Raw genomic sequence first — 15,323 nt, forward strand, 5'->3', positions numbered from 1 at the left:
CGACCGGCAGCAGGCGCGCGTCACTTGGCCGGCGCACCGGCCGTGACCTGCTGCAGTCCCTGGTCGGTGACGACCTGCAGGCTGCCGGGCGGTCCCGCCGGCGTGGGAATGCGAAAGCTGCGCTGCTCGCCGGGGAAGACCACGCTTTGCGCGCCCTGCACCGGCACCGCCTTCACCTCGCCGTTGGCGGCGGTGAGGCGCAGCTCGCTGACCTTCACGTGGACGTTGCCGGCGTTGGTCACGGTGGCCACCGTCTCGCCGCCGGCGGCGCGCTGCACGCTCCAGGCCGCGTCGCGCCGGACCTGGTTCGGCGCCACGTAGACCGGCACCCGCAGCGCCACCAGCACGCGCACCGCGCCGGTGACCTGGTTGCCGTCGGAGGCGCGCGGCACCGGCACCTCGCGCAGCACCATGCGGTAGGTCGCCTCCTGCTCCAGGTCGGGCGGACGCCGCAGCCCGACCCGCAGCACCTGCATCTGCCCGGGCTGCAGCGTGAAGATCGGCGGATTGACCAGCAGGTCGGTCGTCGGGCCGTCGAGGTCCTGGCCGTTCTGGCGCGTCCAGCGGATGCCCTCGGCCTGCATCGTCACCGCCTCGTTGCCGTTGTTCTGCACCTGCACCGTGGCGCGGTCGCTGGTGCGCGACAGCTGCACGTTCACCGGCATCAGGCTGACGTCGGCCGCCCGGGCCGCGTCCATCGGCGCCAGCGCCAGCGCCGCGGCCGCCAGGGCGCTCGCCAGCGCGTGTCGGATCGTGTTCATCGGCTTCTCCTGTGTTGTTGTCCGATGTCTCTCCCTGGGAGCGTTCCGGCCGCCCCGAGCCGTCGTGATCGTGTCGCGGCCCCTTTCCCGTGGCCGCCGATGTCAGTACGTCACGGTGACGGTCACCGTGTCGGTGTAGGTGCCGGGCACCGTGCCGGTGAGCGACGGCAGCCGGCCGTAGATGGTCACGCTCTGGACGCCGCCCGTGCCGTTGCCGCTGTAGACGACGCTGCCCGCCGTGCCGTTGCCCCAGACCGAGGCCCGGCCGCTGTCGACGTAGAGCTGGTAGCCCAGCGTGTTGGCGCCGTTGATCATCCGGCGCGTCGAGAAGTTGGCGGCGCCGCCGGCGTTGAGCCCGGCGTTCAGCGCCACGGTGTAGGGCGTGGCGGCGGTGCACTCGATCGTCAGCGTCGAGGTCGCGTCCACCGGCACCGTGCCGATCGGGTTGATCGCGCCACCGAAGCTCAGCGTCGAGCCCGACACGTTGCAGGCCGTCGAGACGGTGGTCTGCGAGGTCAGCGTGTTGGTGGCGGTGCCGGCGCGCGCCGGGTCCGTGAGCGGACCCATCCCGAGGCCGGCCGTGGCGGCCGCGACGAACAGGACCGGCAGCCGGGCGGACGACGGTGCCTGGGGAAAGGTCCTGTCGCGCCGCATCCGCGTCCCGTCAGTGCACGACGGCGCTGCCGCGCTCGGGCAGCCGGGCGCCGTGGGCGCGCGACTCCGCCAGGACCAGGAGCCCGCGCGCGGACACCGCGTCGCGGGGATAGAGGGCGACACCGACATGGCTGTCGAGCTTCACCGGATGGCCGCCCAGGTCGAAGGGCAGCGCCAGCGCGTCGCGGATGCGCGCGGCCATCGCCTCGGCCTCCTGCGCCGAGCCGGCGCGCGCGACGACCAGCGCGAACTGCTCGTTGGCATGGCGCGCCAGCAGGTCGGCCGGGCCGGCGCAGCCCGACATCCGCCGGCCGATCTCCACCAGCACCGGCGCCGCCGCCTGCACGCCCTGGCTGCGCAGCAGCGCCTCCAGGCCCTTGAGCACGACCACGGTGACGGCCACCTTGCCGGCGTCGGCGTTGACCATGCGCAACACCTGGTCCAGCCGCTCCAGCAGCGCCACCTGGCCCAGAAGCCCGGTGGCGGCGTCGCGCAGCAGCGGCGAGGGCAGCGACTGCCGGCCGGCGGCGCGCTCGCTCTGCAGCAGCTCGTCGAGGTCGCCGAACAGCGTCTCCAGGCCGCTGCCCTTGTCGTAGAAGCCGTCGGCGCCGGCCTTCATGCACATGTCGCGGTAGGCGTCCATCGCATGGTGCGTCAGCATCAGGATGCGGCCCTGGTAGCCCTTGCGGCGCAGCGCCCGCAGCACGTCCACGCCGGTGCCCACCAGCAGCGTCATGTCCAGCAGCACGGTGTCGGGCTGCAGCCAGTCGATCAGCGCGATCGCCTGCGGCGCGGAATCCGCCTCGCCGACGACGCGCACGCCCGCCATGTCCTCGAGCCGGCGTGCCAGGAGCCGGCGGATGGCTGACGAATCCTCGACGAGAAAGATGTCCATGAAGGGGTTCTCCGGAACTCGGCGGCGACCGGTCGTCACCGCCTGTCCGGCATCTTGCGCGAGGCCCCCCGCGCGCAGCAGCGGCACCCCGCCCAAGCTGGTGTCGGGGTCGTTCCGCAGGGTTTGTCCGGCGATCACCTACAGCCTCCGGCCGCTCACTGGATGTCCGTCAGCCCGTGCTGGACGCAGTACTTGGTCAGCTCGGTGTTGTTGCGCCAGCCGGTCTTCTCCAGGATCCGCGCCCGGTAGGTCCCGACCGTCTTGGCCGACAGGTGCATCGTGTCGGCGATCTCCGCCGGCGTCTTGCCCGCGGCGATCAGCAGCATCACGCGGTGCTCCTGCGCCGAGAGCTGCTCGTGCGGCAGCTGGTCCGGGGACGCGCCGCTGAGCAGGCCCAGCAGGTGGTCCGCCATCGCCGCGGTGACGTAGCGCCCGCCCTGCAGCAGGCGCTGCAGCGCCACGGTCAGCTCCTCGGTGGCCTTGTCCTTGGGCAGGTAGCCCGACACCCCCATCTGCAGCAGCCGCGCGGCGTAGGCCGATTCCGCGTTGAGGCTCAGCACCAGCACCGGCACGCCCTTGAGCGCGCGCAGCATGCGGCTGGCGCCCTCGGTGCCGCTGGCGTCGGGCAGCGACAGGTCCAGCACCAGCGCGTCGGGCTTGTTGGCCTGGCCGCGCTGCAGCGCCTCGGCGATGGTGGATGCCTCGTCGATCACCGCGTGCGGCCAATGGCCCTGGATCAACTGCTTGACCCCGAGCCGCATGATCGGGTGGTCGTCAACGATCAGAAACCTCATCCCAGCCCTCCTCGTTCTCCCGGTCCGAGGCGTCCCGCGCCTCCCCTCCGTCCGCCGCGCCGCCGACCGGCACCCGGACCTCGATCCGCGTGCCGCGCCGGGGCGCCGGCCCGAACGTCATCTCCCCGCCGGCGAGCACGGCGCGCTCCCGCATGTTGCGCAGCCCGGACGCGTCGGCCCGCACGTGGCCCGGCCCGATGCCGTCGTCCTCGATGCGCAACTGGTAGGCCCCGTCCTCGAGGCGGGATTCGATCGTCAGCTGCTGCGCCTGCGCGTGCCGCAGCACGTTGGTCGCGGCCTCCTGCAGCAGGCGGAACAGCTGGTTGTGCTGCTCGGGCGTGAGGGCCTCGTCCGGCGCGAGGTCGACGTCCACGATCAGCTCGCTCTGGCGCTGCAGGCCCTGCACGTAATGCTGCACCGCGGCGGCGAAGCCGAAATCGTCCAGCAGCGGCGGCCGCAGCGCGTTGGCGATGCGCCGCGCGGTGCCGATGACCTCGTCGGCGATGGCCAGCATCTCCTCGTGCATCGGCTCCTTGGCCGGCGCGACCTTGCGCGCCATCGACAGCGCCAGCATCTTCGCCGCCGTGCCCAGCTGGCCGAGCTGGTCGTGCACCTCGCGGGCGAGCCGGCGCCGCTCGGCCTCGACGCTGGCGTCCAGCTCCGCGGCGAAGCTCTGGATGCGCGCGACCGCGTCGCTGAGCTCGCGGGTGCGTTCGGCGACGGCGCCCTCCAGCTTCGCGTGGCTGTCGCGCAGCGCGCGTTCGGCCTGGTCGCGGCGCTCGCGCTCGATCCACAGCGCGGCCATCGCCGCGGCGACCAGCACGCCGCCGGCCAGCGGCAGCACCTGCGCCAGCAACGTGGTCTCCCGGGTCTGGACCAGGACGGCCGACTCGATGGCGTCGATCCGTCGTTGCTGCAAGGATTTCAAGCGGCCCAGCTCGCCGCGGATCTCGTCCATCAGCTGCTTGCCCGCGACATAGGCCTGGCGGTCCTTCAGCGCCGCGTCGCCCAGGCGCCAGCGGTTCTCGACATGGCTGTCGACCTGGCGGCGGCGCTCGGCGATGAAGCGGTCCAGCCGCGCGAAGGCTTGCTCCTGCGCGTCGCCCGAGCGAGCCAGCGCGTCCTTGAGCTCGGCGTAGCTCGCGTCCAGGTCGCGGATCGCGCGCTCGTAGGGCTGCAGGAAGGCGGCGTCGCCAGTGATCAGGAAGCCGCGCGTGCCGGTCTCCAGGTCGATCAGCAGACCGTTGAGATCGGAGATCAGCTGCTGCGTGCGCAGCGCATGGGCGCGGCCCGCCTCCTGACGCGTGAGTTCGCCCAGGCTGCGGTACTCGCCGTAAGCGGTGGCCACGAAGGCGACGCAGCCGGCCAGCAACAGGCCCGCAGCCACCGGAAAGGTCAGCAAGCGCATGGAAGGTCAGGCGTCCTTGCCCGTGTTCACACCACCCTGCGGACGACGATGCTCAACCGATGACAACGGCACGGGCGTCCGCCCCACTGCATTCGACACCGCGACGACTCGTCGCGCCTCTCCCGCTCCCCAGGCATCGGGGGCGTCGTGCGGCGTCCCTCTGGCGGGGCGCGCTCACACGGGCCTAACGCTAGAGGGGTGGCGCGGGAAAAGCAAGTCCCGGCTCATGGGTCGCGTGCCGGGAACGCCACGCCGCCCCGGGGAGCGGCAAGGCGGCTGCCCGGCGGCGTACGGCGGGGGTCAGGACTTGCCCGGAGGAAACATCGATGGGAAGCGGCCTGGCGCGGCCTCATGGGGCCTCGTGGGACCCGATGCGGCCGGAGGCTGACCGCCGCCGCTCAGAAGAGCTCGACGTCGCTCAGGTGGCTGGCCTCGGACATCGTGCCCTGCGCGACCAGGGTCGCGTGGCTCTGCACCTGGTTCCGGCCGGCGCCCTTGGCGTGGTAGACGGCCTTGTCGGCGCGCTCGAAGGCCGCGGCCGGCGAGTCGCCCGCGCGGATCTGCGTGAAGCCGATGCTCACCGTGATGCGGCCCACCTGCGGGAACGCGTACTGCGCGGTGTTGAGCCGGAAGCGCTCGAAGGCATGGGCCGCGTCGGGCTCGTCCTCGCAGCGCATCAGCACGACGAATTCCTCGCCGCCGAAGCGGTACAGCAGGTCGTTGAAGCGGAAGCTGCTGCGCATCAGGCGCGACAGCAGCAGCAGGACCTCGTCGCCGATCAGGTGGCCGAAGCGGTCGTTGATCGACTTGAAGTGGTCGATGTCGATGACGCCCAGCCAGTAGCGCGGATGCACCGCGGCATGGCGGCGGTCCTCGCCGTGCTCGTCCTGCGCCGCCAGGCTGCGCATCGGCAGCTCGGACACGGCCTTCAGGAAGCTCTCGTCGAAGGTCTTGCGGTTGAGCAGGCCGGTCAGCGTGTCCCGCTCGCTGTAGTCCAGCAGGCCCTGGAAGTTGTGATAGATCCGCAGCACGCTGGACACCATCCGCTGCGCGTCGGCCTTCAGGCGGCGCGCGGTGTGCAGTTCCAGCACGCCGACGACCTCGCGCTCGGTGGCCAGCGGGAACAGCGTGACCCACTCGTTGTTCTCGCGCTGCTGCAGCACGCTGCGCTGCGTCAGGCATTCGAGGCGGCGGGGATGCTCGGCCAGCGCCGGCAGGGAATCGGGGTCGACCCAGAGCGAGTCGGCGGTGGCGACCGCGTCGTCGGCATGCAGCCGGGCGCGGGTCAGCCAGCGTTGCTGGCCGGGTTCGCCGACGCAGCGGTAGATCGCCACCGCGGCGGCCGGGCCGTTGAGCAGGTCGCGCAACGCGGTGACGAGCGTGACGTCCATGACGTCACGGTCACGGAAGCCCGTCAGCTCGGCTAGATGATCGACGACCCCGGACATGGTGTTTACGGCTTGGCGGCGGGAGGGGATTGGCGCCGGCTTCGACCGATGTCCGGGAGCTCCGGACGCTACGCCCTTGCCGGCTGGCCGGCGGAATGGTGCGAAGTGTATCGGGCGATCAGCCCCAGCAGGTGCTCTTCGTCATAGGGCTTGCCCAGGTAATCGTCGACTCCGAGTTGTTGTGCATAGTCCCGGTGTTTTTGAGCGATCCGCGACGTGATCATGATCACGGGCAGGCCCGCCAGGCGCGTGTCCGCCCGCAGGTTGCGGACCAGGTCGAAACCGTCCATGCGCGGCATCTCGATGTCCGACAGCACCACCGCCGGCAGTTCGTCGCCGCCCAGGCGCTCCATCGCGTCCAGGCCGTCCTTGGCCAGCAGCACGCGATAACCCTCGCGCTCGAGCAGGCGTTGCGTGACGCGGCGCACGGTCAGCGAGTCGTCCACGACCATCACCAGCGGCGGCAGCGCCTGCGCCGCCTCCTCCACGACCACCTGGCGCGCCGCGTCGGCGTCGTGCACGCGCTGCTGCGCGGCATGGCCGTAGCGGTTGGCCAGCGCGACCGGGTTGTAGATCAGCGCGACATCGCCCGAGGCCAGCAGGCTGATGCCCGCCAGGCCGGGCACCTGCATCAGCTGCGGGCCCAGGTTCTTGATGACGACTTCCTGGTTGCCCAGCACCTCGTCGACGTGCAGCGCCAGGCGCTGCTGCGCGCTGTGGACCAGCGCCACCGGCATCGTCTTGCCGTGCGGGACGCCGCGGTCGCTGTGGTGCATCAGGCCGCCGAGCCAGTAGAACGGCATGCGCTCGCCGGCGGCCATCAGGGCGCCGTCGGCGTAGGCCTGCTCGACCTGGTCGACCGACAGCCGCTGCACCGACAGCATCAGGCTGGCCGGCACCGCGACCTTGCGGTCGCCGTAGCGCAGCACGACGACCTGCGTCAGCGCCGTCGTCAGCGGCACGCGCAGCTCGAAGCTGGCGCCCTGCCCCGCGGTCGACTCGGTCAGCACGTAGCCGCCCAGCGTGTTCACCTCGGAACGGACCACGTCCATGCCGACGCCGCGGCCGGCCATCTCGGTCAGCGATTCGGCCGTCGAGAAGCCCGGCTCGAAGACCAGGTCCATCAGCTGGGCGTCGGTCAGGTCCTGGCCCGGCTGGATCAGGCCCTGGCTCTCGCCGCGGGCGCGGATGCGGGCCAGGTTCAGGCCGGCGCCGTCGTCGCTGAAGCGGACCTGGATCTCGTTGCCTTCCTGGTGCAGGTTCAGCACGATACGGCCGGCCGGCGCCTTGCCCGCCTGCTGGCGGACCTCGGGCGTCTCGATGCCGTGCACGACGCTGTTGCGCAGCAGGTGCTCGAAGGCGCCGGTCAGGCGCTCCAGCACCGCGCGGTCCAGTTCGACGCCGCCGCCGCGGATCTCCAGTTGCGCCTGCTTGCCGCTCTCGCGGGCGGCCTGGCGGACGACGCGATGCAGGCGCTCGGCCATGCTGCTGTCGAACTCCACCATCCGCGTGCGCAGCAGGTCGTCCTGCAGCTCGCGCGTCAGCCGCGACTGGGCGGCCAGTTCGTCTTCGCCGGCCGCGACGTTGCGCTGCAGGCCGCGCTGGACCGTCGCCACGTCGTTGACGGACTCGGCCAGCATCCGGGTCAGTTCCTGGAAGCGGGTGTAGCGGTCGAATTCGAGCGGGTCGAAGTCCTTGCCGCTGGCCTGCGCCGCTTCCTGGCGGGCGGCGATGCGGGCCTCGGCCTGCAGCTCCAGCTCGCGCAGCTGGGTGCGCAGGCGCTCCAGGTTGTCGTCGAGGTCGGACAGCGACGTGCGCATCTGGCCCATTTCGGACTCGAGGCGGGCACGGCGGATCGACACCTCGCCGGACAGCGCGGCCATGCGCTCCAGCAGCACGCCGCGGACGCGCACCTGCGCGGCCGGCGCGACCGGGGCGCTTTCCAGCGGCTGGCCGAGTTCGGCGACCTCGCTGAAGTGGGCCCAGTCGATCTCGAGGTCGCGCGGGGGCGCGGCCACGACGGGCTCGGCGACCGGCGCTTCGACGACGGCTTCCGGCTCGGCGGCGGCGACCGGCGCCTCCACCGGCGCCTCGGCGACGGGCTCGGCCACGGGTTCGACGACCGGCTCGACCGGCTCGACCGGCTCGACCAGCTCGGCCGCTTCCGCGGCTTGAGCGGCTTCCTGCTCGGCCACGGCATCGCCGGCCGGCGCGGGAATCGCGTCGGAGCCTTCGGCGGGCGCCTGCACGGTCTCGACCGCCTCGGTCGCCGGAATCGGCGCGGGCAGGTCGGCGATCGGCGCGGCGGGCGCGGACGGCGCCATCGGGGCCGGCACCACCGGCGCCGGATCGCGCCAGGTGCGCTGCAGCGTCTTGAAGCTGTGCTCCAGGCCGTCGCCCGCGTCCTGCAGCGCGACGAGCTGCTCGTAGCGCGGCTCGCCGTCGCCGACCAGGCGCTCGATCTGCGATTCCAGGCGGTGCGCTTCCTCGCCCAGGCGCATCGCGCCGGCCAGGCGGGCGCCGCCCTTGAAGGTGTGCAGCACCCGCATGCAGGCGGCGGCGCGGCTGGTGTCGGCCGGCTGGGCCGCCCATTCGCGCAGCGCGCCGTGGAGCTCGCCCAGCAGGTCCTCGGCCTCCTCCTCGAAGATCGGCATCAGTTCCGGCTCGATCTGGTCGGGCTGGCTGAAGTCGAAATCGTCGGCGGACGCCTCGGCGGCCTGGTGGAAGGAGGCGGCCGTGGCGGGCAGGCCCGGCGCGACCGGTGCAACCGGTGCGACCGGCAGGTCCAGCAGCCCCGGCGGCAGCGCCGAGGTGGAGACCTCCTCCAGCGACATGGCCAGCAGGCCCTCGTCGCTGTCGGCATGGCCGTCGGGCAGCGCGGCGCCCGGCTCGAAGGCCTGCAGCTCGGCCAGCAGGCCGGCATCGGCTTCCTTCAGGAAACCGGCGGCGAACTGGTGCAGCAGGCGGCGGATCTCGTCGGCGGCGCGTTGGAACAGCGTCGGATCGGCGACCTCATGGCCCTGGGCGCGGCCCAGCGCGTGCTCCAGGCAACGCGCCAGCGTCGACAGGTCGTCGAAGCCGACCGTCGCGGCGCTGCCGGCCAGGCCGTGCGCCAGCGCTTCCGCGTCCTGCGGCAGCGGCGACTGGGGCAGCAGCGACCATTCGCTCAGCTCCACCTGCAGGCGGCGCGAGCGCTCGTCGGCCTCGTTCAGGAAGATGTTGAACAGCGCGATGCTGATGCGCAGCGGACCGATGACCTTGACGCCATCGTCGTTGTCCTCGGCGGACAGGTCCTCGACCAGGTCCTCGGCCAGCGGGGCGGGCACGGCCGTGCCGCCCACCAGGCTCAGCGCCGGCGGCGCATGCGGCACCGGCTCGGCCGGCGCGTCCAGGTTCAGGTCGGGCAGGTCCAGGTCGGTCAGGCTGCGCGGGGACAGGCCCTCGGGCGGCGTGGCCGACTCGGGCTCGCGCAGGTCGCCCAGGTCGCTCAGGTCCAGGGTGGCCTCGTCCGGGAAGGACGCGTCCGCGGCCGGGGCCTCGGGCGCCACGTCCGTCGCCGGCGCGGCGACCAGTTCCTCGCCCAGGTCCAGCGTCAGCGACAGGTCCGGCATCGAGGCCGGATCGATCGCGGCGACCGGCCCGGTGTTCAGGTCCGACAGGTCCAGCAGGTCCAGCGACGGCGCCTCGGCGGCCGGCTCGACCGGCAGGTCGTCCAGCGGCATCGGCGTCGTGGCCTCGATCTCCACCAGCGGCGCGTCCTCCGGCCAACCGGCCGGCAGCTCCATCGTGGCGGTGACCTCGTCGGCCTGCGTGAGCGTCGGCTCCAGCAGGTGCGTCGGTTCCTCGTGGAAGGCCGGCGGCTCGACGGCGGCGGGCGCCTCGGGCGTGACCGGCTCCAGCAGCGTCGACGCGTCGACGACGTCCGCCACCGTGGGCAGCGACATCGTCGTGTCCAGCACCGGCGGCTCGGCGGTCATCGCCGGCAGGTCGGCCGCGGACAGCGCGTCCAGGTCGACGCTCGACACCAGTTCCGGCACCGCCTGGGTGAGCTCGGGCATGGCGCCCGGGAACTCCAGCGACAGCGCGTCCGGCGCGCCCGCGTCGATCGCGGTGACCACGCCCAGGTCGGCCACCGGCAGCGGCGGCACGTCCAGGCCCGGCAGATCCAGCGCGGGCAGGTCCAGCGACGGCAGCGCGGACGCCGCCGTGGCCGGTTCCGCGTCCAGCGTCGCCAGCAGGTCCAGCGCGGCCTGCTCGTCGGCGGACGGGGCCGGCGCGGCCACTTCGTCGGCCAGCGACAGTTCCGGCAGCACGGACAGGCCCGACAGGTCGACCTCGTGCGCGGTCTCGGCCACCGGGATCTCATGGACCTCCGGCACCTCGGACAGCTCGATCACCTCCGGCGCGTCGGCGGACGGGGCGAGGTCGACGATCTCCGCGACCTCGATCAGTTCCGGCAGCTCGGCCACCGGCGCGGCGGGGGCCTCGACCGGCTCGGCCGACACCGCCAGCGGCGTGTAGCGGTTCTCCAGGCGCAGCGCATCGGCCGCCGCGCGGAACGGCGCGCTGTGGAAGCCGTGCGGACGGCCTTCGCCGATCGCCGCGGCCCAGGCCTGGAACGCGTCCAGCGCCTCGTTGCTGAAGCGCAGCAGGTCCGAATCGGCCTGCGGATGCTCCGACAGGCGGTGGTTGTACAGCTGCTCGCAGGCCCAGCCGGCTTCGCCGAACTCGTTGAGCCCGACCATGCGCGAGCTGCCCTTGAGCGTGTGGAACGCGCGGCGCACCGTCGTCAGCTGTTCCTTGTCGCCGGCGTTGCGCGCCAGCGCGGCCAGCGCGTCGCGGGCGGTCGACACGACCTCGGCCGCCTCTTCCAGGAAGATGCCCAGCATCTCCTCGTCGATGGCTTCCTCGGCCTGCGGGATCGGGGCGCTGGGCGCGGGCGCCGGCGGCGCCACCGGGGCCGCGGCCTCGATGAACTGCTGCAGCGACTCGGCCGCGTGGCTGCCCGCGGCGGCGTCGCCGGCCGACAGCAGCTGCTGCTGCGCCTGCTGCGCCGCCTGCGCCAGGCCGAGGTCGTCGGCGGCGCGGGCTTCGTGGGAGATCCGTTCCAGGTCGCGCGCCAGCTCCTCGGCCGGACGCTCGCCCTGCGCGACGGCCTGGGCCGTCGCCTGCAGCTGGTCGAGCAGCTGGGGATGCGCCGCGGCCTCGGCGGCGGCCAGCTCCTGCGCGTGGGCGCGCTGCTCGCTCTCGCGGCCGACCAGCGACTGCAGCAGCCCGGTGTCTTCCTCGAAGCGGAACATGCGCTTGGCCAGCTGCGGCTGAACGCTCAGCATGTCGATCAGGAAACCCAGCGCGCCCAGGTTGTGGGCGAGCCGGTCGAATTGGGCGCGCGGTCCGGCCAGCGACGGGTCGACCTCGGTGTTGGCGAGTTCGTCGACCTGGTCGCGCATGCGCAGCGTCGCCTGCGCGGCCTGCGACAGGCCCAGCACGCTGAACACGCCGCGCATCGCCTGCAGCTGGCCCGGCACCGGGATCAGCAGGTCGCGCTTGGCGGGATCGCGGAAATACTCGTCGCACTGGCGCTCGACCTCGGACAGGCTGGCGCGCAGTTCATGGACGACGGAGCCCAGCGTCTGCCGGTCGGCGACGCGGCGGTAGAGCTCCTCCATCCAGTGCTCGAGCGCCAGCGGCGCGTCGCCGTGGCCGACCGACTCGATGCGGCGGGCCAGGCTCTTCACGCGCTCGCCCTGCTCGGGCTGGTCGAAGGCCTCGTCCTCGAGCGCGGCCTCCAGGTAGAGCATCGACGTGGCGATCTCCATCGCCAGCGCCGGTTCGGGCGCGCGGCCCGAACGCAGCGTCGTCACGACGGCGCGGCGCAGCGTGTCGCCCAGCACCTCGCCGCTGGGGAACAGCTTGTGCAGCGACTCGGCGACATGGGCGAACTGCTCGTCCAGGCCGCCCAGGCGGTGGGTTTCGCCTTCGGCGGCGGAGGCCCAGGATTCCTTGGCCGCGGCGACGCGCTTCTTGGCGGCGGCGACCCAGTTCGGATCGATGCGGCCCAGCGTGTCGTCGCGGTAGTCGACCTCGGCGGGCTCGACCAGGCCATAGGCCTGCTGCACCGCGTCCAGGCGCGGCGCGGCGCCCGGCTCCGCGTGCTTCGCGGCGGCGCAGAAGAACAGCAGGTCCTTGGCCAGGCGCTCGGACGGCGCGGCGTCGGAGCCGGCGCGCAGTTGCGCCAGCAGCCGCGAGCCCAGCCGCTTGACCAGCGTGTCCACCGGCAGCAGGCCGCGCGATTGCGCCTCGAACTGGCCCGCGGCCAGCATCCAGAGCGTGCGCGCGTTGGGCTGCGACTGCGTCAGCGCCAGCCCGGCGCACAGGTCGCTCAGCAGCTTGCCCTGGCCCGGCGCGGGCGAGCGCATCTGCTTGAGCAGCAGCGCCTCGAACGGGGCGCGCATCTGCTCGGGCGTCAGCGCGCGGACGTTGCGGTCCAGCGGCAGCTCGCGCCAGCGGAATTCCTCGGTCCACAGGTCGGCCGGGTGGATGCGGCCCGCGCCGTTGAGTTCCTGCAGCGTCTGGTAGGCGGGGAACAGCGCGAGCGAGCTCGGCTGGCCGCCGGCCAGGGTCTTGGCGATGAACGCCAGCACCGCGAAGTCGGCGCGTTCGACGGCCTCGACCTCGGCGATGGTCACGCCGGCGGGATTCTCCGCCAGGCGGAACAGCGTCGCCTCGGCGGCGCGCAGCAGGTGCGCGGCCGCCGGCAGGCTGACCACCGACAGCACGCCGGCCGCCTGGTGCATCTGCTGCGCCGCGCCTTGCAGCGCCGGGCTGGGCTGGCCGTCGCCGCCCAGGGTGGTCGACCGCGCATCGGTATCGCGCAGCACCCGGCGAAGGGCCTTGTGCACCGATTCCAGCGTACGGCGCAGCTCCTCCTGGACCCAGGCCAAGGGGCTCAGGTCGGCGGGGAACTCGGATTCGCGCGTAAGGTCCATGCTCGCTCTGTGTTCTGTCTTTTATGTCGTCGCGGTGCGGGTCGATCCCTGGCCTGCCGGGGCGGGTGTCCCGGTCAGGACACCTTGAACCGGGCCACCGACTGCTTCAGCGCCTCGGCCGAGCGCGACAGCTCGTGCACCATCTGCGCCGTCGAACGCGTGCCGTCGGAGGTCTGCTCCGTCACCGCGAAGATGTGCTGGATGTTGGCGCCGACCTCGTTGGCGGCGCGCGCCTCGTTCTGCGCGACCGACGAGATCTGGCCGATCAGGTCGTCCAGGCGACGCGACACCGAGTCGATGTCTTCCAGCGCGCGGCCGGCCGCGTCGGACAGCTTCGTGCCCTCGACCACGCCCAGCGTGGAGCGCTCCATGGCGGCCACCGCGTCGTGCGTGTCGGTCTGAATGGTCTTGACCAGCGCCGCGATCCGGCGCGTCGCGTCGGCGGAGCGTTCCGCCAGCCGCTGCACTTCTTCCGCCACCACCGAGAAGCCGCGACCGGCTTCGCCGGCGGACGCCGCCTGGATGGCCGCGTTCAGCGCCAGCACGTTGGTCTGCTCGGTAATGTCGGAGATCAGCTCGGTGATCTCGCCAATTTCCTGCGAGGACTCGCCCAGGCGCTTGATGCGCTTGGACGTCTCCTGGATGTGGTCGCGGATCTGGTTCATGCCGCCGATGTTGTTCTGCATCGCCTGCAGGCCCTGCTCGGCCGCTTCCCGCGACTGGCGGGCCACGTCGGCGGTCTGCTGCGCCTGCGCGGACACGTCGTTGATCCGGTGCGCCATCTGCAGCACGGCCTCGCCGGTGGCGCGGATCTCGTGCAGCTGTTCGGTCGAGGCGGCCAGCAGCTCGGTCGAGGTCTGGTCGACCTGCGCGGTCGTGTCCGTCACCCGGACCGCCGTCGTCTGCACCTGGTGCACCAGCGTGCGCAGCTCTTCCACGGTGTAGTTCACCGAGTCGGCGATCGCGCCGGTGATGTCCTCGGTCACGGTCGCCTGGTGCGTCAGGTCGCCCTCGGCCACCGTCTGCAGCTCGTTCATCAGTCGCAGAATCGCGGCCTGGTTGGCGTCGTTGACGCGCTTGGCCTCCTGCTCCTGCGCCTCGGCCTCGCGGCGCTGCTCTTCGGCCATCTGGGCGCGGCGCGCCTGGTCGGACACGTACAGCCGCAGGAAGCCCAGCGCGCCGACGACCAGCAGCGCCAGCGACGCCACCATCGCGATCAGCACCAGCGGGTTCAGGCCGCCGGCGGATTCCAGGCCCTGGCTCAGGTCGTCCAGGTCCTTGCGCAGCACTTCCGAGTCATTGAGGATCGCCGTCTGCGCTTCCCGCGCGGACACCAGGCCCTGCAGGTTGGACAGGATGGCGGTGGCCTGCGAGCGGGTCTGGTCGTACTGCGTCAGCAGCACCTTCAGGCGTTCGCGGACCTGCGCGTCCTTGGCGCCGTTCAGGCGCAGCTCGGGGTTGCCGTTGAGCAGCGCCTGGGCGATCTCGCGGAACGCGTTCAGGTCCTTGCCCAGCAGGAACACGGCCTCGGGGCTCACGCCTTCCTGCGTCAGGAACTCGTTGGCGGACTTGCCGATGCGCTGGGTCAGCATGACCAGCTGGCCGACCGCGGCGACCTCGCCGGTCGGGGCCGAGCTCTGCAGCGACAGCGAGGCCACCGCCTCGGCGCTTTCCAGCAGGTCCGACGACTGGCGGTTGATCGCGCGCAGCGCGGCGCCGACCTGCGTCAGCACCTTCTCCTGCGCCAGCATCACCTTGGTGTTCTTGTCGGCGCGCGCGACCATCGGGTCGATCTTCTCGATCAGCGTGTCGACCGAGCCCGGCGCCTTGGCCAGGTCGCCGCTGCCGTCTCGCAGCGAGCCGATCACGCCGGTCAGGATCTCCGACGCTTCCTTCATTTCCGGGAACGCGTTCTTGTTACCCAGCAGCGCGGTCGAGACCGCCTTGGCCAGCCGCTGCGACTGCGTCGCGGCCTGGCCGGCGCCGCGCACCTGCGCCGCGGAGCGGTTGGAGCTGACCAGCGACCAGGACACCGTCGCGGCCGTGCCGATCACGCCGATCGCCACCAGCGCAGTGAACAGGCCGGTGCGGCGCTGCTCGGGCTGCTTGACGACGGCCGGCATCGGCGTCGGGTCCGGGGCGGACGCCGAGGGCTGGTAGCCCGCGGACGTGTCCTGGAACTCCGGCGTGGGCTGGGCCGCCGTGATGATCGAAGGCTGGAAGTCTTGCGTGTCCGCCGGCACCGAGCCGGACTGCTCGGTGCTGGGGCCGGCCTCGACCTCGTCGTTGCCCTCGTTCTTGCCCTTGTTCTTGATCTTGTCCAGGAAGCTCATCTCACCCTCGTTTGATCTCGTTCGTCGATTCGGCGCCGCGG

Annotated in this window: 8 protein-coding genes; all 8 read right to left on the reverse strand. The window is 72.4% G+C overall.

Translation table 11 applies throughout. The annotated features are described in order from the left end of the window. Nucleotides 1-20: 20 nt before the first annotated feature. The 8 genes from N5D62_RS21790 to N5D62_RS21825 all read right to left on the reverse strand — a co-directional run bounded on the left by N5D62_RS21790 (nucleotide 21) and on the right by N5D62_RS21825 (nucleotide 15,282). Nucleotides 21-761, reverse strand: coding sequence for a fimbria/pilus periplasmic chaperone (locus N5D62_RS21790; RefSeq protein WP_279759994.1), 741 nt, complete (start codon nucleotides 759-761; stop codon nucleotides 21-23). A gap of 102 nt (nucleotides 762-863) precedes the next feature. Further along, a complete protein-coding gene (locus N5D62_RS21795; RefSeq protein WP_279759995.1) occupies nucleotides 864-1,328 on the reverse strand; it encodes a spore coat U domain-containing protein in 465 nt (154 codons plus the stop codon). A gap of 97 nt (nucleotides 1,329-1,425) precedes the next feature. Continuing rightward, nucleotides 1,426-2,310: a response regulator gene (locus N5D62_RS21800; protein WP_279759996.1), complete on the reverse strand. Its 885-nt coding sequence runs from the start codon at nucleotides 2,308-2,310 to the stop codon at nucleotides 1,426-1,428. Between the two features lie 155 nt (nucleotides 2,311-2,465). Next, nucleotides 2,466-3,104 carry a response regulator transcription factor gene (locus N5D62_RS21805; protein WP_279759997.1) on the reverse strand — a complete coding sequence of 213 codons (639 nt, stop codon included), beginning with the start codon at nucleotides 3,102-3,104 and terminating at the stop codon, nucleotides 2,466-2,468. Then, nucleotides 3,085-4,512, reverse strand: a complete 1,428-nt coding sequence (locus tag N5D62_RS21810) for a CHASE3 domain-containing protein (protein ID WP_279759998.1) — start codon at nucleotides 4,510-4,512, stop codon at nucleotides 3,085-3,087. The genes N5D62_RS21805 and N5D62_RS21810 overlap by 20 nt, the downstream gene beginning before the upstream one ends. A gap of 398 nt (nucleotides 4,513-4,910) precedes the next feature. Then, on the reverse strand, nucleotides 4,911-5,903 hold the full coding sequence (locus N5D62_RS21815) for a GGDEF domain-containing protein (protein ID WP_279759999.1): 993 nt from the start codon (nucleotides 5,901-5,903) through the stop codon (nucleotides 4,911-4,913). A 125-nt stretch (nucleotides 5,904-6,028) separates the two neighbouring features. Next, nucleotides 6,029-12,949 (reverse strand): Hpt domain-containing protein, encoded by a 6,921-nt coding sequence (locus N5D62_RS21820; protein ID WP_279760000.1) that lies wholly within the window; start codon nucleotides 12,947-12,949, stop codon nucleotides 6,029-6,031. Between the two features lie 74 nt (nucleotides 12,950-13,023). Next, entirely contained in the window at nucleotides 13,024-15,282 is a 2,259-nt protein-coding gene (locus tag N5D62_RS21825; protein WP_279760001.1) for a methyl-accepting chemotaxis protein, read from the reverse strand. Nucleotides 15,283-15,323 lie beyond the last annotated feature (41 nt).

Origin of the sequence: Mitsuaria sp. GD03876 (assembly GCF_029840635.1) — a bacterium.
Taxonomy (GTDB): domain Bacteria; phylum Pseudomonadota; class Gammaproteobacteria; order Burkholderiales; family Burkholderiaceae_C; genus Roseateles.

Bases quoted from the DNA above. Each gene is read 5' to 3' on its own strand.
- N5D62_RS21790 (WP_279759994.1), bottom strand. From the start codon at position 761: ATGAACACGATCCGACACGCGCTGGCGAGCGCCCTGGCGGCCGCGGCG.
- N5D62_RS21795 (WP_279759995.1), bottom strand. From the start codon at position 1,328: ATGGGTCCGCTCACGGACCCGGCGCGCGCCGGCACCGCCACCAACACG.
- N5D62_RS21800 (WP_279759996.1), bottom strand. From the start codon at position 2,310: ATGGACATCTTTCTCGTCGAGGATTCGTCAGCCATCCGCCGGCTCCTG.
- N5D62_RS21805 (WP_279759997.1), bottom strand. From the start codon at position 3,104: ATGAGGTTTCTGATCGTTGACGACCACCCGATCATGCGGCTCGGGGTC.
- N5D62_RS21810 (WP_279759998.1), bottom strand. From the start codon at position 4,512: ATGCGCTTGCTGACCTTTCCGGTGGCTGCGGGCCTGTTGCTGGCCGGC.
- N5D62_RS21815 (WP_279759999.1), bottom strand. From the start codon at position 5,903: ATGGACGTCACGCTCGTCACCGCGTTGCGCGACCTGCTCAACGGCCCG.
- N5D62_RS21820 (WP_279760000.1), bottom strand. From the start codon at position 12,949: ATGGACCTTACGCGCGAATCCGAGTTCCCCGCCGACCTGAGCCCCTTG.
- N5D62_RS21825 (WP_279760001.1), bottom strand. From the start codon at position 15,282: ATGAGCTTCCTGGACAAGATCAAGAACAAGGGCAAGAACGAGGGCAAC.